General features: G+C 34.0%; 19 protein-coding genes and 1 riboswitch. Of the genes, 13 read left to right on the plus strand and 6 right to left on the minus strand.

What is annotated here, in order from left to right; all coding sequences use genetic code 11:
* The first annotated feature begins 11 nt into the window (after positions 1 to 11).
* The 8 genes from argB to Q4Q34_RS10075 all read left to right on the plus strand — a co-directional run bounded on the left by argB (position 12) and on the right by Q4Q34_RS10075 (position 7,167).
* Entirely contained in the window at positions 12 to 788 is a 777-nt protein-coding gene (gene argB / locus Q4Q34_RS10045; RefSeq protein WP_303318414.1) for an acetylglutamate kinase, read from the plus strand.
* A 1-nt stretch (position 789) separates the two neighbouring features.
* Positions 790 to 1,854, plus strand: coding sequence for a M20 family metallo-hydrolase (locus Q4Q34_RS10050; protein ID WP_303318413.1), 1,065 nt, complete (start codon positions 790 to 792; stop codon positions 1,852 to 1,854).
* Between the two features lie 660 nt (positions 1,855 to 2,514).
* On the plus strand, positions 2,515 to 3,789 hold the full coding sequence (argH, locus tag Q4Q34_RS10055; protein WP_303318412.1) for an argininosuccinate lyase: 1,275 nt from the start codon (positions 2,515 to 2,517) through the stop codon (positions 3,787 to 3,789).
* A 33-nt stretch (positions 3,790 to 3,822) separates the two neighbouring features.
* Positions 3,823 to 4,752 carry an alpha/beta hydrolase gene (locus tag Q4Q34_RS10060; protein WP_303318411.1) on the plus strand — a complete coding sequence of 310 codons (930 nt, stop codon included), beginning with the start codon at positions 3,823 to 3,825 and terminating at the stop codon, positions 4,750 to 4,752.
* A 217-nt stretch (positions 4,753 to 4,969) separates the two neighbouring features.
* Entirely contained in the window at positions 4,970 to 5,116 is a 147-nt protein-coding gene (locus tag Q4Q34_RS19635) for a helix-turn-helix domain-containing protein (RefSeq protein WP_408611551.1), read from the plus strand.
* 135 nt (positions 5,117 to 5,251) lie between these two features.
* Entirely contained in the window at positions 5,252 to 5,638 is a 387-nt protein-coding gene (locus tag Q4Q34_RS10065) for a DoxX family protein (protein WP_303318410.1), read from the plus strand.
* Positions 5,635 to 6,021, plus strand: a complete 387-nt coding sequence (locus tag Q4Q34_RS10070) for a hypothetical protein (RefSeq protein ID WP_303318409.1) — start codon at positions 5,635 to 5,637, stop codon at positions 6,019 to 6,021. Before Q4Q34_RS10065 ends, Q4Q34_RS10070 begins: the two co-directional genes overlap by 4 nt.
* Positions 6,022 to 6,300: 279 nt before the next feature.
* Positions 6,301 to 7,167 (plus strand): alpha/beta hydrolase, encoded by an 867-nt coding sequence (locus tag Q4Q34_RS10075; RefSeq protein WP_303318408.1) that lies wholly within the window; start codon positions 6,301 to 6,303, stop codon positions 7,165 to 7,167.
* 157 nt (positions 7,168 to 7,324) lie between these two features.
* Here Q4Q34_RS10075 and Q4Q34_RS10080 read toward each other — a convergent pair whose 3' ends face one another.
* Positions 7,325 to 7,705, minus strand: a complete 381-nt coding sequence (locus tag Q4Q34_RS10080) for a Fur family transcriptional regulator (protein WP_303318407.1) — start codon at positions 7,703 to 7,705, stop codon at positions 7,325 to 7,327.
* 116 nt (positions 7,706 to 7,821) lie between these two features.
* On the opposite strand from Q4Q34_RS10080, the gene Q4Q34_RS10085 reads away from it, so the two are divergent.
* Positions 7,822 to 8,727 carry an NAD(P)/FAD-dependent oxidoreductase gene (locus Q4Q34_RS10085; RefSeq protein ID WP_303318406.1) on the plus strand — a complete coding sequence of 302 codons (906 nt, stop codon included), beginning with the start codon at positions 7,822 to 7,824 and terminating at the stop codon, positions 8,725 to 8,727.
* Between the two features lie 123 nt (positions 8,728 to 8,850).
* On the opposite strand, the gene leuB is transcribed toward Q4Q34_RS10085, so the two are convergent.
* Together leuB and Q4Q34_RS10095 are read right to left on the minus strand one after the other, a co-directional pair.
* On the minus strand, positions 8,851 to 9,969 hold the full coding sequence (leuB, locus tag Q4Q34_RS10090) for a 3-isopropylmalate dehydrogenase (RefSeq protein WP_303318405.1): 1,119 nt from the start codon (positions 9,967 to 9,969) through the stop codon (positions 8,851 to 8,853).
* A gap of 73 nt (positions 9,970 to 10,042) precedes the next feature.
* Positions 10,043 to 11,218: a 2-isopropylmalate synthase gene (locus Q4Q34_RS10095; protein WP_303318404.1), complete on the minus strand. Its 1,176-nt coding sequence runs from the start codon at positions 11,216 to 11,218 to the stop codon at positions 10,043 to 10,045.
* Between the two features lie 149 nt (positions 11,219 to 11,367).
* Between Q4Q34_RS10095 and Q4Q34_RS10100 the strand changes: the two genes are divergently transcribed.
* The 4 genes from Q4Q34_RS10100 to Q4Q34_RS10115 all read left to right on the plus strand — a co-directional run bounded on the left by Q4Q34_RS10100 (position 11,368) and on the right by Q4Q34_RS10115 (position 19,429).
* Entirely contained in the window at positions 11,368 to 12,918 is a 1,551-nt protein-coding gene (locus Q4Q34_RS10100; protein ID WP_303318403.1) for a hypothetical protein, read from the plus strand.
* 87 nt (positions 12,919 to 13,005) lie between these two features.
* A riboswitch (SAM riboswitch) is annotated at positions 13,006 to 13,111 on the plus strand.
* Positions 13,112 to 13,333: 222 nt separating this feature from the next.
* The gene (locus Q4Q34_RS10105; RefSeq protein ID WP_303318402.1) at positions 13,334 to 14,608 is read left to right on the plus strand and encodes an O-acetylhomoserine aminocarboxypropyltransferase/cysteine synthase family protein; all 1,275 of its coding nucleotides are present in this window, start codon (positions 13,334 to 13,336) and stop codon (positions 14,606 to 14,608) included.
* A 72-nt stretch (positions 14,609 to 14,680) separates the two neighbouring features.
* Entirely contained in the window at positions 14,681 to 18,106 is a 3,426-nt protein-coding gene (gene thrA / locus Q4Q34_RS10110) for a bifunctional aspartate kinase/homoserine dehydrogenase I (RefSeq protein ID WP_303318401.1), read from the plus strand.
* Positions 18,107 to 18,256: 150 nt separating this feature from the next.
* Complete coding sequence (locus tag Q4Q34_RS10115; RefSeq protein ID WP_303318400.1) at positions 18,257 to 19,429, plus strand: trans-sulfuration enzyme family protein; 1,173 nt, start codon at positions 18,257 to 18,259, stop codon at positions 19,427 to 19,429.
* A 493-nt stretch (positions 19,430 to 19,922) separates the two neighbouring features.
* Here Q4Q34_RS10115 and Q4Q34_RS10120 read toward each other — a convergent pair whose 3' ends face one another.
* The 3 genes from Q4Q34_RS10120 to Q4Q34_RS10130 all read right to left on the minus strand — a co-directional run bounded on the left by Q4Q34_RS10120 (position 19,923) and on the right by Q4Q34_RS10130 (position 25,366).
* Entirely contained in the window at positions 19,923 to 20,444 is a 522-nt protein-coding gene (locus Q4Q34_RS10120) for a DUF5004 domain-containing protein (protein WP_303318399.1), read from the minus strand.
* 667 nt (positions 20,445 to 21,111) lie between these two features.
* On the minus strand, positions 21,112 to 21,585 hold the full coding sequence (locus Q4Q34_RS10125; protein WP_303318398.1) for a hypothetical protein: 474 nt from the start codon (positions 21,583 to 21,585) through the stop codon (positions 21,112 to 21,114).
* A gap of 10 nt (positions 21,586 to 21,595) precedes the next feature.
* Positions 21,596 to 25,366 (minus strand): DUF6443 domain-containing protein, encoded by a 3,771-nt coding sequence (locus Q4Q34_RS10130; RefSeq protein ID WP_303318397.1) that lies wholly within the window; start codon positions 25,364 to 25,366, stop codon positions 21,596 to 21,598.
* Positions 25,367 to 25,368 lie beyond the last annotated feature (2 nt).

Below are 25,368 nucleotides of genomic sequence, written 5' to 3' on the forward strand. Positions count from 1 at the left end.
TAAACATAGGCATGGAAAAACTATCCATAGTAAAAATAGGAGGCAATATCATTGAAGACGAAACGTCCTTAAAAGCCTTTTTAAAACTGTTTTCCAATTTAGAAGGAAAGAAAATCTTAGTACATGGTGGTGGCAAACGAGCTACATTAGTGGCGTCTAAATTAGGAATTGAATCTAAAATGATAAACGGCAGACGTATTACCGATGCCGAAACTTTAGAAGTGATCACTATGGTTTATGGCGGTCTGGTAAACAAAAATATTGTTGCTAAACTTCAAGCTTTAAATACTAATGCCATTGGGTTAACAGGTGCCGATATTAATAGTATAGCATCAGATAAAAGACCAGTAAAAGAGATCGATTTTGGTTTTGTTGGCGATGTTAAACAAGTCGCTCACGAATCTATAGATAAACTCATTCAAGCCGATTTTACGCCTGTTTTTTGTGCCATTACGCACGATGGCAATGGGCAATTATTAAATACAAATGCAGACACTATCACCTCTCAAGTAGCAGTAGGAATGAGTCATTTATACAAAACATCCATTTACTATTGCTTCGAATTAAACGGTGTTTTAGAAGATATCAATGATAAAAATTCGGTAGTAAAACATATCAACTCAAAGACATATAAGGAGTTACTGGAAAAAGGCATCATAGCCGATGGTATGCTACCAAAATTAGAAAACTGTTTTGATGCATTAAATAATGGTGTAAATACAATTAATATGGGAAATACATCGATGTTAACCCAAGAAAATGATAATTTTACAACTATAACTTTATAACATGACGCAGCAGGAATTAACAAATGATGCCATATCGCTTTTAAAAAAGCTGATAGAAACACAGTCCTTTTCATCAGAAGAAGACCAAACGGCATGGCATATAGAAGATTGGTTTAAGCGTTATGAAATCGATTATAAAAGGACACAAAATAATGTTTGGGCCATTAATAAGTATTTTGATGAAAGCAAACCAACACTGTTACTAAACTCACACCACGATACTGTAAAGCCAAACAGTGCATATACCAAAGACCCTTTTAAAGCCATTGTAGAAGATGGTAAATTATATGGATTAGGCAGTAATGATGCTGGCGGATGTTTAGTATCATTAATTGCTACATTTACTCATTTCTATAACCAAAAGGATTTAAAGTATAATCTGGTAATCGTCGCTTCCGCGGAAGAAGAGAGCAGTGGTCCAAACGGACTAAACAGTATGCTCTCTGTGATTCCAAAAGTAGATGTAGCCATAGTTGGAGAACCAACACTGATGAATTTAGCAGTAGCAGAAAAAGGCTTAGTTGTTTTTGATGCCGTAGTATCAGGAACACCAAGTCACGCAGCACACCCTAATGACGATAATGTACTTTACAACGCCATTGACGTGTTGCAATGGTTTAAAGACTTTAAGTTTGAAAAAGGATCAGAAGCATTAGGAGATGTAAAATTAACAGTAACACAAATACATGCAGGAAAGCAACACAATGCCGTGCCAGCACATTTAGATTTAGTGATTGATGTTCGTGTAAACGATGCCTATAGCAATTCAGAAATAGCAGAAATATTGCAAGAACAGTCGCCATGTACAAGTATTACACCTCGTAGTTTACGATTAAATTCATCAAGTATACCAGTAGATCATGATTTGGTTAAAGCAGGTCTTGCTATTGGTAGAACAACATATGGGTCACCAACATTATCAGATCAAGCAGTGCTATCATGTCCATCGTTAAAATTAGGACCAGGAGATAGCACACGATCACATTCAGCAGATGAATTTATTTATGTAAACGAAATTGAAGAAGGCATACAAATTTATGTGCAATTGTTGGAGAAAGTATTATAATAAGAATTAAGAACAAAGATTTAATTATAGTTAAATAAATATTTACTCATAGTTAAATATAAAAGGAAATTAAGAATATAGAATCTAGAAAATAGACTTGATGATAGTTAAGTCTAAGTTTTAAAAGCGAAGCGGTCTATCATATGTTATGAATTTATGTTGAATGGTATAGCTGCTTAAATAAATAGAAACGTATTGTCACCCTGAGCATTACTGAAATGAAAATATATTTTTATTGAAAGTAGCTTGTGAAACAAGCCGAAGGGTCTTAAGGAAAAAGAAAATATTATAAAAAGAATATAGAATAAGGAATCAAGAACAAAGATTTAATCATAGTTAAATATTAATCTTGATTCTGATTTACAGTAATAACAAAAGGAATTAAGAATATAGAATCTAGAAAATAGACTTGATCATAGTTCGATTCAAGTCTTAATTCTAAAAGCGAAGCGGTCTATCATATGTTCTGAATCTATGTTGAATAGTATAGCTGCTTAAATAAATAGAAACGTATTGTCACCCTGAGCATTACTGAAATGAAAATGTATTTTTATTGAAAGTAGCTTGTGAAACAAGTCGAAGGGTCTCAAGAATAATAGAAAATATTAGTTAAGATAAAAAAGATTCCCGCCTTCGCGGAAATGAAAAAAAGTATATAAGATGAAACTCTGGGACAAAGGCATATCAATAGACAAAAAAATAGAACAATTCACAGTTGGGAACGATAGAGAAATCGATATTCATATTGCGAAGTATGATGTGATCGCATCCAAAGCACATGCTAAAATGCTTCAAAAAATTGGTATTATCACCGTTGAGGAATTGGTTGAATTGCTAGGAGGGTTAAAAGTTTTAGAAACTCAAATTGAAAACGGTACATTTGTAATTGATCCTCAGTTTGAAGATGTACACTCTAAAATAGAATTCGAACTCACAAAATCTTTAGGAGAAGTAGGCAAAAAAATCCATACAGCACGTTCTAGAAATGATCAGGTTTTAGTGGCTTTACACTTGTATTACAAAGAGAATTTGAGTATCGTAAAAGAAAAAACAAAAACCTTCTTTACAACACTTCTTGAATTAGCTGAGACTCATAAAGGGAAAGTATTACCAGGATATACCCATTTACAAGTAGCCATGCCATCATCATTCGGATTATGGTTTTCTGCCTATGCCGAGTTAATGATAGACGATGTATATTTACTAAATGCCGCTATACAAACAGTAGATCAGAACCCATTAGGTTCAGCTGCAGGTTACGGAAGTTCATTCCCTATCGATAGAGAATTAACTACCAAAGAAATGGACTTTTCTACCTTAAAATACAATGTTGTAGCTGCTCAAATGAGCCGAGGAAAAAGTGAGCGTACCATAGCAGCCAGTTTAGGAAGTTTATGTAATACGATGTCTCGTTTCGCTATGGATATTTGTTTGTATATGAGTCAGAATTTCGGGTTCATTTCCTTTCCAGATGAATTAACCACAGGGAGTAGTATCATGCCTCATAAAAAGAATCCAGATGTATTCGAATTGATTCGAGGGAAGTGTAATAAAATACAAGCCTTGCAAAGTGAAATGATTTTAATAACCAATAATTTACCAAGTGGCTACCATAGAGATTTTCAGTTATTAAAAGAAAACATTATTGCCGCTTTTGAAGAAGTAAAGGATATTCTGGATATTTTCAATTATTCGATCCAACAAATCATTGTAAAAGATGTAGATATCAATAGCGATTTGTATAAATACCTCTTTACAGTAGACAATATAAATACTTTGGTAGTTGAAGGGCAAAGTTTCAGAGAAGCTTATCAGAAAATAGGCGGACAGGTACAAGACGGCACTTATGTTCCAGATACCTCTAAGCATCATACACATGTTGGGAGCATTCATAATTTAAGTTTAGATAAAATTAGTGCTAAGTTTCCCCAATAAATAATGGATTAACTTGATTTAATTTTTAAAACAATGCCTATAAAATCAACCTTTAAAATATATGTATTAACCTTTTGTTTATCTTTTACTATGTATCACGGTTTTGCTCAATATAAGATGGTTAATTTATGGAATGGCGAGATTCCAAACAGTCAAGAAACTACCGAGCAAGAAACCGTAGAGAAAGATGATATTATCAAGGTATTCCAAGTAAAAAAACCAACTTTAGAAATTTATTTACCTACAAAAAGGAATGCTATTGATAAAGCAGTGATTATCTGTCCTGGAGGAGGCTATCGCTTTTTAGCTTACGATTGGGAAGGGTCAGATATTGCGAAATGGTTTAATTCTAAAGGTATTACAGCATTTGTATTAAAATATAGATTACCAGAATCGAAGTCGTTAATCGTAGCACATGAAGCACCCTTACAAGATGCACAAAGAGCGGTGAGGTGGGTAAGGTTTCATGCAAAAGATTACAATATTAACCCCGAAAAGATTGGTGTAATCGGTTTTTCGGCAGGAGGACATTTAGCATCCACTTTAGGAACACAATATAATGCGCCAAACAAATTTAAAGAACAGCCCATCGACATCATTTCTGCACGACCTAATTTTATGGCTTTAGTATATCCTGTAGTTACCATGAAAGATGATTACGCCCATAAAGGATCTCGCAATGCTTTATTAGGTAAAAACCCAAGCGATACTTTAATAACTCGATATTCCAATGAATTACAAGTTAGTGAAAACACTCCCCCAACATTTTTGGTGCACGCTACAGATGATGGCGCTGTACCTGTTGAAAACAGCTTAAATTTTTACAAAGCACTTAAAGATAAGGGGGTAAAATCCGAAATGCACATCTATCCGTATGGAGGTCATGGTTACTCCTTGGCTATTAACAAAGGGCATTTGCAAACATGGACTGACAGGTTATATGATTGGTTGCAGAGTTTATAACTCCAATAATTAAATCAGATTCTTCAATACGTTTTCTAATATTGTATTCGCTTGAAAACTCGGTTACCTCAAAATCGCAATGCAAAATATTTGAAAACCAAAGATTTAGAGGATTTATAAAATTTAAAGAGTTAATCTCTGAATATTATTCGACACACTATAATGCAAAAGAGCATGCAGACAAATTATCTATTTCTTATAAATATTTGAATGATATATCTCGAAAAATAAATACACATCTCTAGAAATAGCTTATAAAATGGGGTTTAAAGAACCTTTAAGCTTTATTCGGTTTTTCAAAAAATATACAGGTTCGACTCCAAACCAGTTTCAAAATAAAATAGAATTACCTGGCGCCGGTTAGAGATTGACTATTTTTTTGTTCATATGGATAATTCATAACCCGTTGTTCAACAATATTTTTGTACAGAATAAAAATAGTTCATAGATTATTACAGTAACAATTAAAATAAACGAACTATTCTAAATTTTTAGTATTATGAAAAAAAATAAAATTATTTATTGGATTACAACAGGTTTGTTCTGTTTATTGTTTTTTGCAGGAGCTATGATGTATATTTTTAATTATCCAAGAGCAGAAGCTTTCTATTTAAACCTAGGGTTTCCAACTTGGCTCATTTATCCATTAGCTTTTTTAAAAATTGCAGGCGTTATTACGGTTTTAACAAAATGGTCTAAATTTTTTAAAGAGCTCGCATATGCAGGGTTCTTATTTGATGCTATTTTAGCTCTGGTTGCGCACGTAATGGTTCGTGATGGCGAGTATATGCCTGCTATTATAGCTTTAATCCTTATTATAACATCTTGGATCTACGATCGTAAAGTATATACGCTATCTAGTAATAGTAACAAAAACAAAGAATGAAACAAGAAAATCGATCTGAAATAGGTTTAAAGCAAGCCATTGAAAGTTTAATTGAAGCAGGAACAAGTTTTGATACCGATAAGCTTGAGTTAATTTATCATAAGAATTTACAAGTGATTATGATAAACGTCGAAGGGCAAAAGACGATATCCGATAAAGAATCTTTTAAGAATTTATTTGATACAAAACGAAAAAATGGTGATCCGCCATTAAACACTTGGGCCAAGTTTAATCACTTAGAGGTAAATGACAATTTTGGACATGTTATAGTCACCAGAAAGGTTAATTTAACAGGAGAAGAAAGCACAATTATTTTAAGTATAGACCTTGTTTGGGAAGCTAATCGCTGGCAAGTGACTAGAGAAGTGATTTTTATGTCTTAGATAAAAAGGTGTTAAATTCCTTAAATAAAATATAAAAGCATTAAATATTGACTAGATTTGAAACTGGTTTAACGAGAATCTTGTATAAGAAAATTTATGTCAGTTAGTGATTTTTGCAAAAAATCGTATCGAAAACCTGTCTGCCGACAGGCAGGCAAATAAATTTTCGACAAAAAAAGCTTCTCGATACATCCCGAAGCAAGTTCGGGACACTCGAAGTGACATCTTGAACTTTTAAACAAGATTCACATTGGTTTAATAAATAAATCGGATTTAAAAATGAAAAATCTACTAGTTGCTCTTGGGTTTTGTTTGATGTTTTCTTCGGTAAGTTTTACTCAAACAGGAAAAGTATTCGATAAATTATCTCATACAAGTAAAATATTAAAAGGAGATCGAAACTTTGCTGTTTATTTACCACCAGATTATGAGACGTCACAAAGAGATTATCCAGTTTTATATTTATTGCACGGTGCCGGCGATGATCAGACAGGTTGGGTTCAGTTTGGAGAAGTATTGCATATTACAGATAAGGCAATAAAAGAAGGAAAGGCAACGCCTATGATTATTGTTATGCCAGATGCGTATACAAACAGAATGGGCTATTTTAATGATATGCGGGGCGATTGGAACTACGAAGATTATTTTTTTGAAGAGTTCATGCCTTATGTAGAAAAGAATTATCGCATAAAAAGTGAAAAGCGTTATAGAGCCGTTGCCGGACTCTCTATGGGAGGTGGCGGCTCCTTTATGTATGCATTACGCCATCCAGAATTATTTTCATCAGCTTGCCCGTTAAGTGCTTATGCTGGACCCAAATCTGTTGATGAGGTAAAAAACATGGCAAAGCGATATTATAATTTCGAAGCTAGTGATGTCGAGGCTCAGAAATATTTATCAAACTATAGTGCATTATCACTCATAGAGACTATGACTAAAAAAGAGATTGAGTCTGTAAAATGGTATATCGATTGTGGAGACGATGATTTCCTATACGAAGGAAACAGTTTGGTTCATATAGCACTTCGAAAAAAGAAAGTGCATCACGAGTTTAGGATTAGAAATGGAGGGCATACATGGACGTATTGGAGAGAATCACTTCCTGAGGTTTTAGAATTTGTATCCAATACATTTCATCAGAAATAAATGAGTTTACTAGTCATGTCGACGATAGGAGACATCTCATTATTTTTTATTACAAACTGTAACAAACTTTATGCGATTTCTCACATTTGTTCGAAATGACTCAGGATATAAATTAACTACATACTTAATTTTTAATATGAGAATATAGTTTCGGAAACTATGAGCAATCACTACAATAACCAGATATTAATCCATTAAAAGATTCTGAAGTATATCCATTAGGCAAAGACACATCAATTTCGTTTTTAAGACATTCCACTTTTCCACATTTAAGACACTTGAAATGAAAATGGTTGTGCGTATGTTTCTTTTTTTCTTTATCACAATTTAAACAAAGGGCAAAATACTGCTTGCCATCATCACCAATAATTTTATGCACTATACCATCATCACTAAATCTGTTTAAAATGCGGTAAATAGTTGCTCTATCCATTTTTGAACTTAAATTAGCTTGCAACATGTCATGATTTAATGCTGAATTAGAGTCTTTTAAGACCTTCAAAATTTCTTCCTGTGATTGCGTTTTTCTTCTTTTCATAAATTATTTAATGCGATTTTGTCGCATTAATATGATTTTTTAGTATTTTTACCAAAAAATTATTGTAGTAACTTTTTATAAGTCTCTACAAATTTAAAAGCTTAAAGATAGTAAAAATGGCAAATAATAATTTTGATGTAATTATTGTTGGAGGTAGTTACTCAGGGCTTTCTGCTGCTATGGCGTTAGGTAGATCGTTGAGACAGGTTTTGGTTATAGATAGTGGAAAACCTTGTAATCGCCAAACGCCACATTCACATAATTTTTTAACCCAAGATGGAGAAGCACCAAAAGATATTTCAATAAAAGCGAAAGAACAGGTTAAAAAATATGAATCTGTAAAATTTTATAATGGATTAGCAATTAGCGGTGTAAAGACGCAAAGAGGTTTTGAAATAAAAACAGAATCAGGAGATATATTTATGTCAAAGAAATTAATTTTTGCTACAGGGGTAAAAGATATCCTGCTAGATATAGATGGGTTCTCAGAAAGTTGGGGCATTTCTGTTATTCATTGTCCTTATTGTCATGGGTATGAAGTAAAACATGAAAAAACAGGTATATTAGGGAATGGAGAATATGGTTTTGAATTTTCTAAAATGATTAGTAATTGGACAAAAGATCTTACGCTTTTTACTAACGGGAAATCAACTTTAACAGAAGCGCAAACAACAAAATTAAAAGCACATAATATAAAAATTATCGAAGAAGGCATTGATAGTTTAGAGCATACAGATGGACACGTTGAGCATGTGGTTTTTAAAAACAGTCATAAAATACCAATAAAAGCTATTTATGCTAGAGCACCATTTGTTCAAAATACAGATATTCCAGAAGGATTAGGTTGTGAATTAACAGAAGAAGGATATATCTCAGTAGATCCTTTTCAAAGAACCAATGTTCAAGGCATATACGCATGTGGCGATAATACAACATTTAAGCGTTCTGTATCAAATGCAGTCGCTATGGGTAATATAGCAGGTGCTATGATCAATAAAGAGATTATAGACGAAACATTTTAGAAGAAGTAAGAAAGATGAAATTTAAGAAATACATGTACCATTTAAAGCATTAAAAAAGCACATCTAACAGATGTGCTTTTCATGAATCCCAATAATTTTAATTTTGGTGACTAACTCAAATAATTAAATGATTGTGGACTGTCCTAAATGTATGTTTGTAAAATTTAAATTGGTTTCTTCTGGGTTATTTATAAAATCTTCTATAAAATCACCAACTTTAGTGGTGGTTATATGATCGTATTTTGTATTTAAATCGGGTGTTGTTATATGAAGCTTTAACGATTTATCAACACCCTCTCGAATTAAATCTGCTTCTTCATGTAATTCAAAATGATCCAATAACATAGCAGCCGATAAAATAGAAGCAATAGGATTAGCTATGCCTTTATTAGCAGCTTTAGTATATGCACCATGTATAGGTTCGAACATAACATGTTTGTCGCCAAAAGATGCAGAAGCTAACAAACCTATAGAACCTACAATAACACTGGCTTCTTCAGATAAAATATCTCCAAACATGTTTTCGGTTAAAATAACATCAAACTGTCTTGGATTAATAATAAGTTCCATGGCAGCATTATCTATATATAGACAATCTAATTTTACGTCGGGATACTTTGGAGCTAATTCTTGCACCACTTTTCGCCATAAACGAGAACTTGCCAAAACATTGGCTTTATCTACCAATGTTAATTTGTGTTTTCTGGATTGCGCTGCTTTAAATGCTAAATGAGCAATACGCTCTATTTCAAAACGTGTATACTCGCAAATATCCGATGCAGTATTACCATCTTCACTTAGTTTTTTCTCTCCAAAATAGATGCCACTTGTAAGTTCGCGGTATATAAGAATATTGGTATCCTTAATTTGCTTTTTCTTTAATGACGATTTGTTTAATAAATCTTCATAAGCTATAACAGGTCTTATATTAGTATATAAATCCAAAACTTTACGAAGCCCTAAAAGACCTTGCTCTGGTCGTATTTCTGCATTAGGATCCATATCATATTTAGTATCACCAATGGCACCAAATAAAATAGCATCTGCGTTTTCGCAAATGCTTATGGTTTCTTCTGGTAATGGATCTCCTGTTTTGTCTATTGCCGAAGCGCCTACTAATCCTGTTTCGAAAGTAAGTATATGGTTAAACTCCATAGCAATAGCTTTCAAAACCTTGACGGCTTGTTCTATGACCTCTGGACCTATACCATCGCCTGGTAAAACGGCAATATTTAGTTTCATTTCAATTATTTACTTTTGTTCATTCCTGTCTTTCGACTGTCGCTCAAGATAAACTTTAGCGGGAACTCGCGTTCTAAGCAGAAGTAATTTCGTTATATACTTTGCTGTTTTCTATTATTTGATGGATATCACTATCATTAACTTCTTTCTTTTTGTCGGCAAAATTTAAGAAATTTACATAAATTTCATCCAACTGAAGTTTTGTTAATTCATATCCAATATTTTTTGCTCTATATGCTAAAGCGGCTCTACCACTTCTAGCTGTTAATACAATAGCAGATTCTGTTACACCAACATCTTTAGGGTCTATAATTTCGTAAGTTTCACGATTTTTAATAACACCATCTTGATGAATTCCAGAACTGTGTGCAAATGCATTAGCACCAACAATAGCCTTGTTTGGTTGTGTGTAAATACCCATGCTGTCTGAAACCAATTGACTAATACCGTAAAGCATCTCAGTTTGTATTCTAGTATCTAGATTTAAATAGGGGTGTTGCTTTAAAATCATGACCACTTCCTCTAAAGCAGTATTTCCAGCACGTTCTCCAATACCATTAATAGTACATTCAATTTGTCTTGCACCGTTAATAACACCCTCAATAGAGTTAGCAGTCGCTAAACCTAAGTCGTTATGACAATGGCACGATAAAATAGCTTTATCAATACCTTTTACATGCTCTTTTAAGTATTTAATTTTAGCACCGTATTCATGTGGTAAACAATATCCAGTAGTATCTGGAATGTTTAAAACAGTGGCGCCAGCTTTAATAACCGCTTCGCAAACACGTGCTAAATATTCATTATCGGTTCTACCAGCATCTTCAGCATAAAATTCTACGTCTTCAACAAAAGATTTAGCATAGCTAACCGCTTTAACAGCACGTTCTATGATATCCTCTTGAGAAGACTTAAATTTAAATTTTATATGAGAGTCTGAAGTTCCAATACCAGTATGAATTCTTGGTGTTTTAGCATATTTTAATGCCTCAGCAGCTACTTTTATATCATTTTCAACAGATCGTGTTAAACCACAAACCGTTGCGTTTTTTACAATTTTAGAAATAGCCTCAACCGATTTAAAATCGCCAGGGCTCGATACAGGAAAACCAGCTTCAATAATATCAACTCCTAAATTATCCAGCTGTTCTGCAATGATTAACTTCTGTTCAGTATTTAATTTGCAGCCAGGGACTTGCTCGCCATCGCGTAGCGTAGTATCAAAAATTTGGACGTTATTATTAGACATTTTATTTAAATATATTTTCTTATTGTATTACGAATTTATATTTTGGTTTCCTAAAACCAGAATTGAAGCTTTCGTTTTTACGATGTTTAACCTATGGATTGTTTAATTAAATAACTAATAATCAGCATTTTAGTGTTGTGTTTGCAACTATGACAAGAGAGCAAAAAGATAATTTGTTTGTTTTAGTAAAGTCACTGTCTAAATCTGAAAAGAGACAGTTTAAACTTTATGTTGGACGTTTAGGGGTAAATGAAGATTCAAAATTCTTGACACTTTTTAATATTCTTGATAAACTTTCCGTTTACGATGAAGCTACTATTCTTAAAAAAGGAATCGTAAAAAAACAGCAACTTTCTAATTTAAAGGCACATTTATACAAACAAATTTTAATTAGCTTAAGATTAAATCCATCTCATCAAAATGTTAGAATTCAGATACGGGAACAGTTAGATTTTGCGACTATTTTATATCATAAAGGGCTTTACAAACAAAGTTTAAAAATATTAGATAAGGCAAAAGGTTTAGCGATAGCCAATGAAGAAAAAAACATTGCTTATGAAATTGTGGAGTTAGAAAAAATAATAGAATCTCAATATATAACCAGAAGTCTTAATAACAGAGCAGACGAATTATCTGTACAAGCAAAAGAACTGAGTCAGCAAAATGTTATCGCTAGTAAATTGTCTAACTTATCACTTCAATTATACGGTTTGTTTTTAAAAACAGGCTACATAAAAAACGATAAAGAAAATCAGAGAGTCACTAATTATTTTAATGATAGGTTACCAAAATATGACATTAATAAATTAGGTTTTAGAGAAAAACTTTGGCTATACAAAGCGTATTTATGGTATAGTTTTTTAACCTCAGATTTTTTAGCGAGTTACAAGTATGCTTCCAAATGGGTAGATTTATTTTATGACAATAAAGATATGATTGTTTTGAATCCTGTCTTTTTTTTAAAGGGAAATCATTATTTACTAGAAGCATTATTTTATTTAAGGCAGTATGAGAAATTTAAGGAAACACTTCTCAATTTAGAAGCTGTTACAAAAGAAAAATGGTTTCCTGCGGATGATAATGTAGACGGATTAGCTTTCTTATATATTTATAACAATAAGTTTAATCTACATTTTATCGATGGTAGTTTTAAAGAAGGTTTACCATTAATAGATGAAATACTAGAGCGTTTAAGAAATTATAAAGATCGCATTGATGAACACCACATTATGGTATTCTATTATAAAATTGCGAGTATGTATTTTGGGGCAGGAGAGAATAAAAAGTGCATATATTTTTTAGAAAAAATAATAAGTAATAAATCTTTGCAAATGCGTGAAGATTTATTGTGTTTTTCAAGAATTTTAAATCTTGTAGCGCACTATGAAGCAGGTTTAGATTATAACCTTGATGTTTTAATAAGAAGTACTTATAAGTTTTTAATTAAAATGGAAGACTTATATGAAGTACAAAAAGAATTTATTAAATTTTTGAGAGGTTTAGGTGATATTTATCCTAATGAAGTGAAAAGAGAATTTATCAAACTTCATAAAAAACTAAAACAATATGAAGATGACCCTTACCAAAGCCGTGCTTTCTTATATTTGGATATTATTTCGTGGTTAGAATCTAAAATTCAAAACAGACCAATAGACCAGATTATAGGAGATAAATTTCTTAAAAAACAAGCCGAAAAATAAGTTTTTATAAAATTTTTCAAAAAAAATTAGGATATTAACTTTTTCTGAACGAATATTTGCATTCACAAAGTTCAATCACTTATTGAGATGTTATCAAGAAAGGCGGAGGGATTAGACCCTATGAAGCCTTAGCAACCCTTTATACGTAAAGAAGGTGCTAAATTCTACCCCGTCCCGAACCATATGCTGAATTTATTTCAGTATCGTTTCAGGATTATACGGATAGATAACCAAACGAAATTGCTTTCGGTAATTTTAAATTTTCTTTTTAACATTTTTCTATATAAGTACGCTATTCGTAGCATATTTGGCTTTTGGTTTAATCGTAAAGAATTTCTAAATGTTTTCATTTAGAGAACCTTTAAACATGTCATTCCTTCATAAGCGGGAATCAATTAATTCAAAAATTAGAAAAATGAGTACACAAAAATTAGCAACAAACGCATTACACGCAGGGCACGATGTAACAACAAACGGAGGTGCAAGAGCCGTGCCTATTTATCAAACAACATCCTATGTTTTTAATAATTCAGATCATGCAGCAAATCTATTTTCATTACAAGAATTAGGATTTATATATACCAGACTTAATAATCCAACGAATCAAATTCTTCAGGAGCGTTTAGCAGCTGTAGAAGGAGGTATTGGAGCCGTAGTATTCGCTTCGGGAACTGCTGCTATTTCAACAGGGTTACTAACACTTTTAAAAGCCGGAGACCACATTGTAGCATCCAGTAGTTTATATGGAGGAACTTACAATTTACTTAGTGTAACATTGCCTAGATTAGGAATTACTACAACCTTTGTAGATGCTTCTAACCCAGATAATTTTAAAGACGCCGTACAAGATAATACGAGAGCCTTTTTTGTAGAATCGTTAGGGAATCCGAAATTGGATGTTTTAGATTTAGAAGCTATTGCTGTACACTCTAAAGCAGCAGGAGTACCTTTTATTGTCGATAATACAGTAGCAACACCGGCGTTATTGAATCCATTAAAGCATGGAGCAAATATTGTAATCCACTCACTTACTAAATATATTGGAGGCCAAGGAACGTCATTGGGAGGTGCTATTATTGATGGTGGTACTTTTGATTGGGCAAACGGAAAATTCCCTGAATTTACTGAGCCTTCAGCTGGATACCATGGTTTAGTTTATAATGAAGCTTTAGGAGCAGCGTCTTATACTTTTAAATTAATTTTAGAAGGATTAAGAGATTTTGGAGGTGCTTTAAGTCCAACAAATGCATTCAATATTATTCAAGGTTTAGAAACACTAACCGTAAGAATAAAGCAACATAGTAAAAATGCTTTAGAGCTTGCAAAATGGTTAGAACAACAAGAAGAAGTTGCTTGGGTAAACTATCCAGGTTTAGAAAGCAGCAAATACAAAGCTTTAGCCGATAAATATCTATCTAAAGGACAAAGTGGTATTGTTACATTCGGAGCAAAAGGCGGGTATGATGCCGCTAAAACCATAGCAGACAAAACAAAAATATTTTCATTATTGGCTAATATTGGAGATACAAAGTCGCTTATCATTCATCCAGCAAGTACAACACATCAACAGTTAAATGAAGAAGCACAAGAATCTGCAGGTGTAACACAAGATCTTATCAGGTTATCTGTAGGGTTAGAAGACATTGAAGATTTAAAAGCCGATTTAAAAGCTGTTTTCGCAACCTTGTAGATTTTAAAATTAGTCAAGAAAAGAACATATTTTTAGACCTGTCAGGTCTAAATTAAAATAAAGAAGTATTTTTTGGAAGATACATTATCACATATCATAATTAAAGATTTTACTACAGAAAGTAATATACTAAACACTGAAATAAAGTTGAGTTATCAGGTGTTTGGTAAAGCTTTAGGTACAGCACCTATCGTTTTGGTAAACCATGCCTTAACCGGTAATAGTAATGTTGCTGGAGAAGACGGTTGGTGGAAAGATTTGGTTGGTAATGACAAAGTCATTGATACAAAATTATACACCGTTTTAGCATTTAACATTCCTGGAAATGGTTTTGATGGATTTATAATTGATAACTATAAAGATTTTGTTGCCAGAGATGTTGCAACATTATTTTTAATAGGACTTAAAGAATTAAATATTGAAAGGCTCTTCGCTATTGTAGGAGGCTCTTTGGGAGGCGGTATTGCCTGGGAAATGGCTGTGATTAAACCAGATGTTACAGAGCATTTAATACCTGTAGCAACCGATTGGAAATCGACAGATTGGTTAATTGCCAATTGCCAGATACAAGAACAGTTTTTGTTAAATTCCAGAAACCCGGTACATGATGCTAGAATGCATGCCATGTTATGTTACCGTACTCCAGAATCATTCAAAGAACGTTTTCACCGTTCTAAAAATGAAGATTTAGAGATTTTTAATGTAGAAAGTTGGTTGCTACATCATGGTAAAAAATTGCAAGAACGTTTTCAACTGTCGGCTTATAAATTGATGAATCAATTATTAAAAACGATTGATGTTACTAAAAATAGAGCAAACGATTTTAATACTGAATCAAGTCCAGCACAAGTTGTTTTAGAGCGTATCGATGCCAACATTCATATTGTAGGGGTAGATTCCGATTTGTTTTTTACAGCAGAAGAGAACAGGCAAACCCATAAACAATTAGCATTAACACATCCTAATGTTACTTATAATGAAATACATTCGGTACATGGGCATGATGCTTTTTTGATGGAATATGAACAACTAGAAAAAATTATAGAAGGCATTTTTGTGCCAGATTCTAAAAAAAGAAAAATGAAAGTATTAAAGTTTGGAGGAAAATCTTTAGCAAATGGAGATGGCTTGAATAAAGTTATTTCTATTATTGAAAATAAGGTCAATAACGGTGAGCGGATTTCCGTTGTAGTTTCAGCAAGAGGAAATGCTACGGACGAATTGGAGAATATTTTAAATAAAGCTCTAAAAGGAGTAGCTTTTCAAGACGAATTGGAAGCTTTTAAAACGTACCAAAAAGAACCGTTAAAAACCATAGATTTTTCTGAGCAGTTTTCAATTCTTGATAAACTTTTTGAAGGTGTTAGTTTGTTACGTGATTGCAGTCAAAAAACAAAAGATGAAATTTTGGCTCAAGGCGAATTACTATCTATTAAATTGCTTTCAGAATTACTTAATCAACGTGGTATTAAAGCAAAAGCTACTGATTCCCGACAATTAATTAAAACGGATGATGCCTTTGGTAATGCACAACCTATTTCACAATTAACTAAAGATAATGTTCGCAACTATTTTAAGCAAAATAATGGAGACACCGTTAATATAGTCACAGGATTTATAGCATCTAATTCGAAAAATGAAACGACTACTTTAGGTCGAAACGGAAGCAATTATACAGCCGCTTTATTAGCCAATTATTTGGATGCCGAAGAGTTGCAAAACTACACGCATGTAAATGGTATTTATACGGCAAATCCAGATTTGGTTGCCGATGCGCAAAAAATTAGGGAATTGTCGTTTAGTGAAGCGAATGAGTTGGCTAATTTCGGAACAAATGTCTTACACGCTAAAACCATTATCCCTTTAGTAGAAAAGAATATTAATCTACGCATTTTAAATACGTTTAATTCGGATGACGAAGGCACTTTAATTACCGCAAAACCAAGTTCTAAAGAAGTAACATCGCTGTCCGTTTTAGACCATGTAGCGTTGTTAAATCTAGAAGGACGTGGCTTATTAGGTAAGATCGGGGTAGATGCCAGAATTTTTAAAGCCTTGAGTATTCACGATATTAGCGTGAGTATTATTTCTCAGGGATCATCAGAAAGAGGTATTGGATTAATTATAAATGCAGAACAAGCAACTCAGGCAGTTATTGCCCTAGAGCGTGAATTTGAAAACGATTTTTACTCACAAGATGTCAATAAAATTGAAATTGTAGATGATGTATCTGTGATATCCATCATAGGGATTGAATTAAGTTCGTTTCATAAACCATTTAATGCATTGATTAAAAACCAGATTACACCTTTACTGTTTAATAATACGGTAACAGGCAGAAATGTAAGTTTGGTGGTTAAAAAGAATCAATTGCATAAAGCCATGAACGTGATTCATGGTGAGGTTTTCGGAATTTCAAAAAAGATCAATATTGCCATTTTTGGACATGGGTTAGTAGGAGGTGCTTTAATTAATCAGATTTTAAAATCCAAAGATGATATAGAAAAAAGAAAAGGTATTAACTTGAATGTATTCGCCATTGCTAATTCAAGAAAGCTCCTTTTAAGTAAAAACGGAGTAGAAAATAATTGGCAGGAAGCTATAGAATCAACATCACAAGAAAGTTCCATTCAGGATATTATTGCTTTTGCAAAAGCGCATCATTTAGAGAATTTAATAGCTGTAGATAATACAGCAAGTTCAAATTTTCACTCAAACTATATCCCGTTGGTTGAAGCTGGTTTCGATTTGGTATCATCAAATAAAATAGCGAATACCATTTCACATGAGTTTTATACGAAACTGCGTTTGCAATTAGATGAGCATAATAAACAGTATTTGTATGAAACTACAGTTGGAGCAGGATTACCATTAATCGATACGATTAAATTATTGCATGAATCTGGAGAAAATATTACTAGAATACGAGGTGTTTTCTCAGGAACATTAAGTTATTTATTTAATAACTTTTCAGTTCAGGATAAACCGTTTAGTGTGATCGTTCAAGAAACTATCGACAAAGGTTTTACAGAGCCAGATCCAAGAGAAGACTTTTCTGGAAATGATGTTGCCAGAAAACTATTAATATTAGCTAGAGAGTTAGATTTGCAAAATGAATTTGAAGATGTGGCAGTTCAGAATTTAATTCCGGAAGCCTATCAGAACATTTCAGTTCAGGAATTTTTAAAACAGTTAGATGTTTTAGATGAAGCATTTCAAAAAATAAAAGATGAACAGAAAGAAGGGCATGTATTAAGATATGTGGGTGATTTATTTGGCGATTTATCTCAAGATAAAGGGAATTTGGAAGTAAAATTAGTATCTATTCCAGAGGACAGTACACTGGGTCATGTAAAAGGATCTGATGCCATTTTTGAGATTTTTACAGAATCTTATGGCGAGCAACCCATTGTTATTCAAGGTGCAGGAGCAGGTGCAGAGGTTACAGCCAGAGGTGTTTTTGGGGATATTTTGAGGTTGTCTAAACATATAAATTAAAAATAAATGTCAGTCTGAGCGCAGTCGAAGACATTATTGAGCCTTTCGTTTTTTAAGCATTTCGACTGCGCTCAATGTGACCAGATATTTTAATGACATTGAGCAGAAATCCAAGGGAATCTGACTTTAATAGTCAAACAAAAAAATAAAATGAGCAAAGAAAAAAAACAGTTTGAAACAGAAGCCATTCGTACACAATTAGAACGTACCGAATTTTTAGAACATACAAGTCCGTTATATTTAACATCAAGTTTTGTATTTGAAGATGCCGAAGATATGCGTGCATCTTTTACAGAAGAGAAAGAACGAAATATCTATAGTCGTTTTACAAACCCTAATACGACTGAGTTTGTAGAGAAGGTGTGCCGTATGGAAGGTGCAGAAGATGGTTATGCCTTTGCAACAGGAATGGCAGCGATATTTTCAACTTTTGCTGCATTACTGGATAGTGGCGATCATATTGTGTCTGCCCGATCTGTTTTTGGGTCTACCCATACATTGTTTACAAAATATTTACCTAAGTGGAATATTGAAACGACCTATTTCGATATTAATAAACCAGAAACTATTGAAAGCTGTATTACACCAAAAACAAAGATTCTATATGCCGAGTCGCCTACAAATCCAGCGATCGATATTATTGATTTAGAATGGTTAGGTAACATCGCTAAAAAACACAATCTGATTTTAATTATAGATAACTGTTTTGCGACTCCTTATATTCAGCAGCCAATAAAATATGGTGCGCATTTGGTAGTGCATTCTGCGACAAAGCTTATGGATGGTCAAGGACGTGTTTTAGGAGGCGTTACAGTAGGTGATGCAGATTTAGTTAGAGAGATTTATTTGTTTGCCAGAAACACTGGGCCTGCCTTGTCCCCATTTAATGCGTGGACTTTGTCTAAAAGCCTTGAAACGCTTGCTGTAAGAGTTGATAAACATTGTGAAAATGCTTTAAAAGTGGCTGAATTTTTAGAAAATCATCCAAAAGTGAATTGGGTGAAATATCCATTTTTAAAATCACATCCACAATACGAAGTCGCTAAAAAGCAAATGAAACTAGGTGGAAATATAGTTGCTTTTGAAGTTAAGGGAGGTATTGAAGCAGGGCGTAGTTTTTTAAATGCTATTAAATTATGTTCGCTATCTGCTAATCTAGGAGATACCAGAACTATTGTAACACATCCAGCATCAACAACACACAGTAAATTGTCAGAGGCTGATAGGCTAGAGGTGAGTATTACCGATGGTCTGGTAAGAGTATCTGTTGGTTTAGAACATGTAGATGATATTATACAGGATTTGTCTCAGGCTTTAGGGTGATTTAACGTATTCTTGTTTAAGAGCTCTGCCTGCCCATCAGTAGCCACGGTTTACCCTTATATAAATCGTTAAGAACAGACCATAGGGTAAGCCCCGACCCTTCGTAAGAATAAAGTACAAAAGCTTCGAAACCCAGGAGCATAGTATGGGATGTAGCATTGGCGCGACGTCGAAGTTTTGTGCTTGGTTCTTCTTGAGCCTAAGCAAAAGAAGAAATTCCTATCGAAGGGGCGTCTTTTCTTTTGTTACTTTTCTTTGGACGAAGCAAAGAAAAGTAAAATTGAATCATATTAATGTAGGAACTCAGTAGTTGTTGATATAGGTTTTTTATACACCAGAAATAAGTTCAGAACACCGGCTGATATGAATTTCTTATCCGAGTTTTCACGTTAGTTTAAATTTATTGAATAAAAAACCACAGCTAAAACTGTGGTTCTCTACTCTAGTTTATAAGGCCCAAGTTATAAACTCAGGACTTCTTTGTTAGAATTAGTTAGATAGCTACTTTATTATAAGTAAACGTGATATTACTATTAATACGATTACCGTTTACATCAGTAACATTGAAATTATCCTCTATTAAGAATGAAGTACCATCCGTATTCATCTCAATATCAATTTCTCGCATGTTACAAAAACTCACCAAGGTCAATAAGGTATTATTTGTTAATTTCCAGGTGCCAGTAGATGTTTGTTTGTTACTGCAATTTGATGCCGTTACTCCCTGTTCAAATGTGTAGCTTCTATCATTATTGAAATTATAGAAGGCATCTTTTTCACATGCTTCGTATTGTTCAAATAAATTGGTGTTTGGGTTGTCTTCGCTATCGTCGGTTAAATCTATTTCCTTTTCAGAAACGATTTCAGCTAAAACCCACTTGTGAGCAAATGCAGTTTCATCATTACTCAGTTCTCCGGTTAAGTCTTGGGTGCAATTTGAATCGTCATCGCTACAACCAACAATTAAAAGCGCAATTACAATCAAACTACTCATTAGGACATTCGTTTTTTTCATATTTAATAAACTTTAACGTTTAGTATTATAGATGCAAAACATTGAAAATAGTTGCGTGAAATTTTAGATTATTTTGAAATGATATTTTTACAATGTATCTAAAACATAAGTTGTTTTCTTATTTCTGAATGAAAACTATCTTACCAGACTTTTTTTAATGACTATATGCTTTTGAAAATGTTTAATAACCATGTGTAATAACAAATTTTTGTTTGAGCCAAGTAATATATTTATCCAATCTATTGTGATTTTATAATTTGTAGACGTACTATTTTTACAAAATATAAAAATTATATTTAGTAGGTCACGGATTATAAATCCGAATTATCAGGTTTCTTCTCTTTAATTTACGATAGCGGTACTAGTTGCAAACTAGTACCAGCGGGAGTATTCTTAAAATAGAGAACTCCCCCTATAACATGTTCTCCTAGGTTGCGCATGCGCAACCTTTTTAGGTCTAAATAATTGATAAACAGTATTTTAAGTTTTTTGAACCCTTGTTTTTGTTCTGTGCTGATTATCAAATGGTTACAAAACAGCCTTTTTGCCGTTTTTTACGCTTTGTTTCATAAAAAAAACCACACTTTATTTCTAAAATGTGGTTTCTCTTGTTTTATTTCTTACTCTTATCTCCACTAGCTAGAAAAGCTAGCGGTGGTAGCCCATACTAGGGAACAGCTGGGGCTTCCGCATATTCGACATCGCCACAAGTCACTGGCAAAATTGTAGTTTGAGGGATTTCAGATAATACCTTAGCAGCTTCTAAATATAAATTATCAGATTTAAGAACTAGTTTTATATAATTATTTTCTACGTCCTTTTTAAAGCAGATATCAAAATAACCATTAAGATAATCTGAATTTGAATTAATTGAAATTTGAAAAGTATCTTCAAAATACTCCCAACGACCTATACGTTCTTTATTAGTTTTTAACTTTTTGTCTATTTTTGGAAGAATTATTTTTCCTGTTTCGCTGCTAAGTGACATCATATTTACAACCACGACTTTATCAAAAATATCTTCTTCATTAAATATAAAAGTATCAATAGCCCAATTTCCATCCAATAATGTTTCTGTTGATGGGTTGCAAGAAGATAAGGAACCAAATATTATCACAAAAAATATTCTTAAAATTTTCATACAGTTTTTTTTAGTCAGTCGAGTTATAAAACTTATCCAGCTTATCTTGCTCCCTTTGCCAAATGCTTTGCCAAAAAGAATTATTTTCATCATCACCATTGTTGTTATAGTTATTATAAATAGTAATCCCTAGGTTTTCTATTTTTTTATCTCCGCTGACACTTGTGCCAGACAAAATTACATTTAATAAATCGTTAAAGCTTTCAGAATTATGAAATTCTCTTGGGACTAAACCAGAATCATATGCATCTGAAAGGTCTCCCATAGCCAACTCTAGAAAACCTAAATGTTTTTTTATTTGGTTTTTATCATAAAGTTTCATAAAAAACCCTATCGCATAACCTGTTAACTTTAATCCTTCTACCACTAGGATTCCTTTAGCCGCTCTGCCTTCTTTTGCTCCAACCAAAGGTCCATTTCCAATTGCTTTTGGGCTAAATCTTTTATCAGTTTGACCTGTGGATTGTGCAATTGGGAGAAGAATATTATGGGTTTGATTAAGCTGACCCCTAATTAAATCAAGTTTAGTTGGTAAGTTTGTTGAGATTCTACCAATAGTTGTATTTATATTTTGATTTCCAATTGTTCCTGGTGCCCAAGTAGAAACATCCATGTTAGAAAGTCTAAACGGGATTGCCGTAGCCTCTGTCATATTATTCATTCTAAGCCCAACATCTCCATTAGGTTTAACAAAAACTCTCGCTTTATTGGCATTAACATATTCTAATCCCTCAAGTTCAACACCATCTATAACTCTATTTTCACTAAAAGCATAAGTAGAATTGTACATAAACTTTTCAGAAAGTGGGTCTATATTAAAAAATCTCCCAATTGCTGGGTCAGCATTTCTCCATTTAAACGAATACCAATTCAAATTTAATTCGTCTTGATGCTCTTGCCCTTGAAACCTTCTTTTTAGTGCAATGTTACTAGAACTAGGGTTATTGTTATACCCTTTATGTTTGAGACCAAAGGGATAGTAGTTGTTCTCGGAGAGTATTTCAGAAGATATAACACTTCCGTTACCATCGGTATCACTATAACTCAATCTAACATTCCCTAAATGATCCTTGTATTGGTATACATAGCCATATTGTACAGAACCTGAAACAAGTTCAGTGCTCACGTACCCCTCAGGGTGGTTAAAGAATTTTAAAAGATCACCTGCACCTGAATTTTCATAGACATAATTACCTGCATACTTCGTTTTTGTCACAGAACTTCCTTCGGTGACTACTTTTTCAAGTTTTGCACCAGAGGCATCGTAAATATAAGAAATATTCCCACCGCCCAAAACAACCTGGGCAGGTAAATTTAAGTGGTTGTATGTGATATTCGTTGAAATGCCCTTGTTGGCATCGGTGAGCATGTTGCCATTGGCATCGTAAGTATAATCATCTACATTATCCAAAGCAGTATCTACAGCATCATCCTTAAACCCGTACTGGTCTATGGAAGCGGCATCTGCTACTTTCATCAGCTTATTTCCACTATCATAACTGTACGTCAAATCGTCCATAAGACCAAAAACAGTCGCACTGGCATTTCTGTGACCGTCTCTTTTTAGGTGTATAATGTTCCCATTTTTATCATAATCGACAAGCGAAAGGTCGTAATTGCCCGTATTATCAATTGCAGAGGTGACCCTATTGAGCGCATCGTATTGGTAATCGTACGTTTTTAGGCCATTGTCGGTATTGGCCGTTTTCCATTGGGTAGAACTAATGTTTCCATTGTACAGTGCATTGCTTCCCTCATTATATCCAATTTTAAAGCCAAACAGATCATTACCTAAAGTTACGGGGTTATTGATCTGTTTTAGCCAGCCCCTTACATTATAGGTATAGTCTACCTCCTGCAACCTGTTCGTGTTCGATGCCCTGCCACCGACACCCTTGCTTACCAAAAGCCCAAGCTTGTCATAACTGTTATCCACGATGGTTTCCTGATCAAGATCATTAATAGTCTGTTTCTGTCTCAGCAGTCTTCCTTCGTGATCATAAACAAATGCATCCTGGGTCGTAATGGCCGTTTGTCCGGTTTTTGTATGGGTCGTGGTCGATTTGTCGGCTTTACCAGCAAAGTCAAGCTTGCTGGAAACAACATCCGTTGTGGACAGATAATCGTTCTTGCTTGCTACATAAACGGGGCGCCCTTTTACATCATAACCCGTAAGGGTCGTAATCCAATCGTTAGTGGTCAAGACCCTTACCTTGGAGCCTGTTGCCAGACTCCTGGTCAACTGTTTGTTGGCATCGTTATAATTGATAACGGTCTGTCCGTCGGCTGTTGCAGGTAGACTCAATCCGTCCTTATCAAAGTTGTAGTCGTCATAATAGTTTACGGTGTGTAGAACGATACTTGTATTAGGGAAATTAGCATTGGTATAATAGGAGTTGTCATAACCAGTACCGGATGTTACCTTGCTCTCATATAACTTGGTATCTAAATTGTTTACAGTGTTAAAATGGGTTTGTACATCTGCCCGTGTAGTGTATGTTGTATTGGTGTGCAATCCTGTATAGGTTACCCTGCCAAACACATCATATTTGGTAAACAGCCATTGGTTTTGAGCTTTTAAGTTGGCATCCTGGGTCATGACAGGTCTATCCAAATTATCGTATACAATATATTCCATGTCCTTACCGGGGATTTTCTTTTCTACCAGCCTATTTCTATGATCATACCTATATTGGTAGCAAAGCTCTAAAAATTCAAAAAGGGACACGCCATTAGATGTATCCACCTTAGGCGGGATGACAAAGGAAAGGTTGCCATGGTCATCGTACACATAATAGGTATCATGGGATACATTGGTTTGGGATACGCCATCGACCATGGACGTTCCATAGGTACGCTTAAGGACAATACGTCCCTGCTTGTCCTTAAACTCTTCTGTGGTATGTGCTTTGGATGTGGTACCATCATGGTTCTCATCTTTGGTAACGGTCTTGTAAAGTTCTCCCACGGCGTAATAGGTTGTACCTCCGGTTAAATTGGGTTTGTAGGTAATAAGACCGTTACTCCCTAAAGGGGTCAAGGACACTTCATATAATAGTACTTCATTGGCTTCATTGGCTGCATAAACGAATTCAATGTCATGGTTACCGCCTAATTTCCAATCTTTACCGGGAGCCCCCTGTTGCAGGACCCTGTTTAGTGGGGAGGCCTCAAAGCCCTTTTGTGAATAGGCATTGATATCTGGCAAGGCCACTCCTGTAAAATCATCTGCATAATTGGTTTGATAATACTGTTTGGTAGCTGTGGCTTTATCGCCTCGATAGGTGCCAAGGGTACCCGATGTTTCATGATAGGGGAGCCAGTCCTTGTCCTGCCTGCCAAAGTCGTCATAATCCATATGGGTAATGATGTCCTTTTTATCATTTGGTGAAGCTTTAATGCCTATGCTCTGCATGGGCCTGCCCAGACCGTCAAAATAGGTGATCTGCTCGATAACATCGCCCTCTTTTGCCGTGGCAGCATTAAATGAATCCATGGGAGCCTGGAAACTACGGGTAAACACATAGTTTTCATTACTGAATGTAAAAGGGGTATAATCATCTAATGCAGTCGTGTTCTCTACTATCTGTGCCGTAAAGGTACTGCCACTTTGAATCCATGTATTAGGTTTTAAAGTGATCGATTGGGTTGCCTGGAGCGTTACATCGCCGCTAGCTGCGGTAATAGTATAAGTATTCTCTTTTACTATGTTGGGCTGTATTTGGGACAAAGCGATCTGTGATACCAATAAAAACAAAAAAGTGTATATATAATTTTTCATGG

The organism is Flavivirga abyssicola, assembly GCF_030540775.2.
GTDB classification, from domain to species: Bacteria; Bacteroidota; Bacteroidia; order Flavobacteriales; family Flavobacteriaceae; genus Flavivirga; species Flavivirga abyssicola.

What these genes read in the sequence shown, in the direction of transcription:
- argB (WP_303318414.1), top strand. Translation starts at nt 12, where the DNA reads ATGGAAAAACTATCCATAGTAAAAATAGGAGGCAATATCATTGAAGAC.
- Q4Q34_RS10050 (WP_303318413.1), top strand. Translation starts at nt 790, where the DNA reads ATGACGCAGCAGGAATTAACAAATGATGCCATATCGCTTTTAAAAAAG.
- argH (WP_303318412.1), top strand. Translation starts at nt 2,515, where the DNA reads ATGAAACTCTGGGACAAAGGCATATCAATAGACAAAAAAATAGAACAA.
- Q4Q34_RS10060 (WP_303318411.1), top strand. Translation starts at nt 3,823, where the DNA reads ATGCCTATAAAATCAACCTTTAAAATATATGTATTAACCTTTTGTTTA.
- Q4Q34_RS10065 (WP_303318410.1), top strand. Translation starts at nt 5,252, where the DNA reads ATGAAAAAAAATAAAATTATTTATTGGATTACAACAGGTTTGTTCTGT.
- Q4Q34_RS10070 (WP_303318409.1), top strand. Translation starts at nt 5,635, where the DNA reads ATGAAACAAGAAAATCGATCTGAAATAGGTTTAAAGCAAGCCATTGAA.
- Q4Q34_RS10075 (WP_303318408.1), top strand. Translation starts at nt 6,301, where the DNA reads ATGAAAAATCTACTAGTTGCTCTTGGGTTTTGTTTGATGTTTTCTTCG.
- Q4Q34_RS10080 (WP_303318407.1), bottom strand. Translation starts at nt 7,705, where the DNA reads ATGAAAAGAAGAAAAACGCAATCACAGGAAGAAATTTTGAAGGTCTTA.
- Q4Q34_RS10085 (WP_303318406.1), top strand. Translation starts at nt 7,822, where the DNA reads ATGGCAAATAATAATTTTGATGTAATTATTGTTGGAGGTAGTTACTCA.
- leuB (WP_303318405.1), bottom strand. Translation starts at nt 9,969, where the DNA reads ATGAAACTAAATATTGCCGTTTTACCAGGCGATGGTATAGGTCCAGAG.
- Q4Q34_RS10095 (WP_303318404.1), bottom strand. Translation starts at nt 11,218, where the DNA reads ATGTCTAATAATAACGTCCAAATTTTTGATACTACGCTACGCGATGGC.
- Q4Q34_RS10100 (WP_303318403.1), top strand. Translation starts at nt 11,368, where the DNA reads ATGACAAGAGAGCAAAAAGATAATTTGTTTGTTTTAGTAAAGTCACTG.
- Q4Q34_RS10105 (WP_303318402.1), top strand. Translation starts at nt 13,334, where the DNA reads ATGAGTACACAAAAATTAGCAACAAACGCATTACACGCAGGGCACGAT.
- Q4Q34_RS10115 (WP_303318400.1), top strand. Translation starts at nt 18,257, where the DNA reads ATGAGCAAAGAAAAAAAACAGTTTGAAACAGAAGCCATTCGTACACAA.
- Q4Q34_RS10120 (WP_303318399.1), bottom strand. Translation starts at nt 20,444, where the DNA reads ATGAAAAAAACGAATGTCCTAATGAGTAGTTTGATTGTAATTGCGCTT.
- Q4Q34_RS10125 (WP_303318398.1), bottom strand. Translation starts at nt 21,585, where the DNA reads ATGAAAATTTTAAGAATATTTTTTGTGATAATATTTGGTTCCTTATCT.
- Q4Q34_RS10130 (WP_303318397.1), bottom strand. Translation starts at nt 25,366, where the DNA reads ATGAAAAATTATATATACACTTTTTTGTTTTTATTGGTATCACAGATC.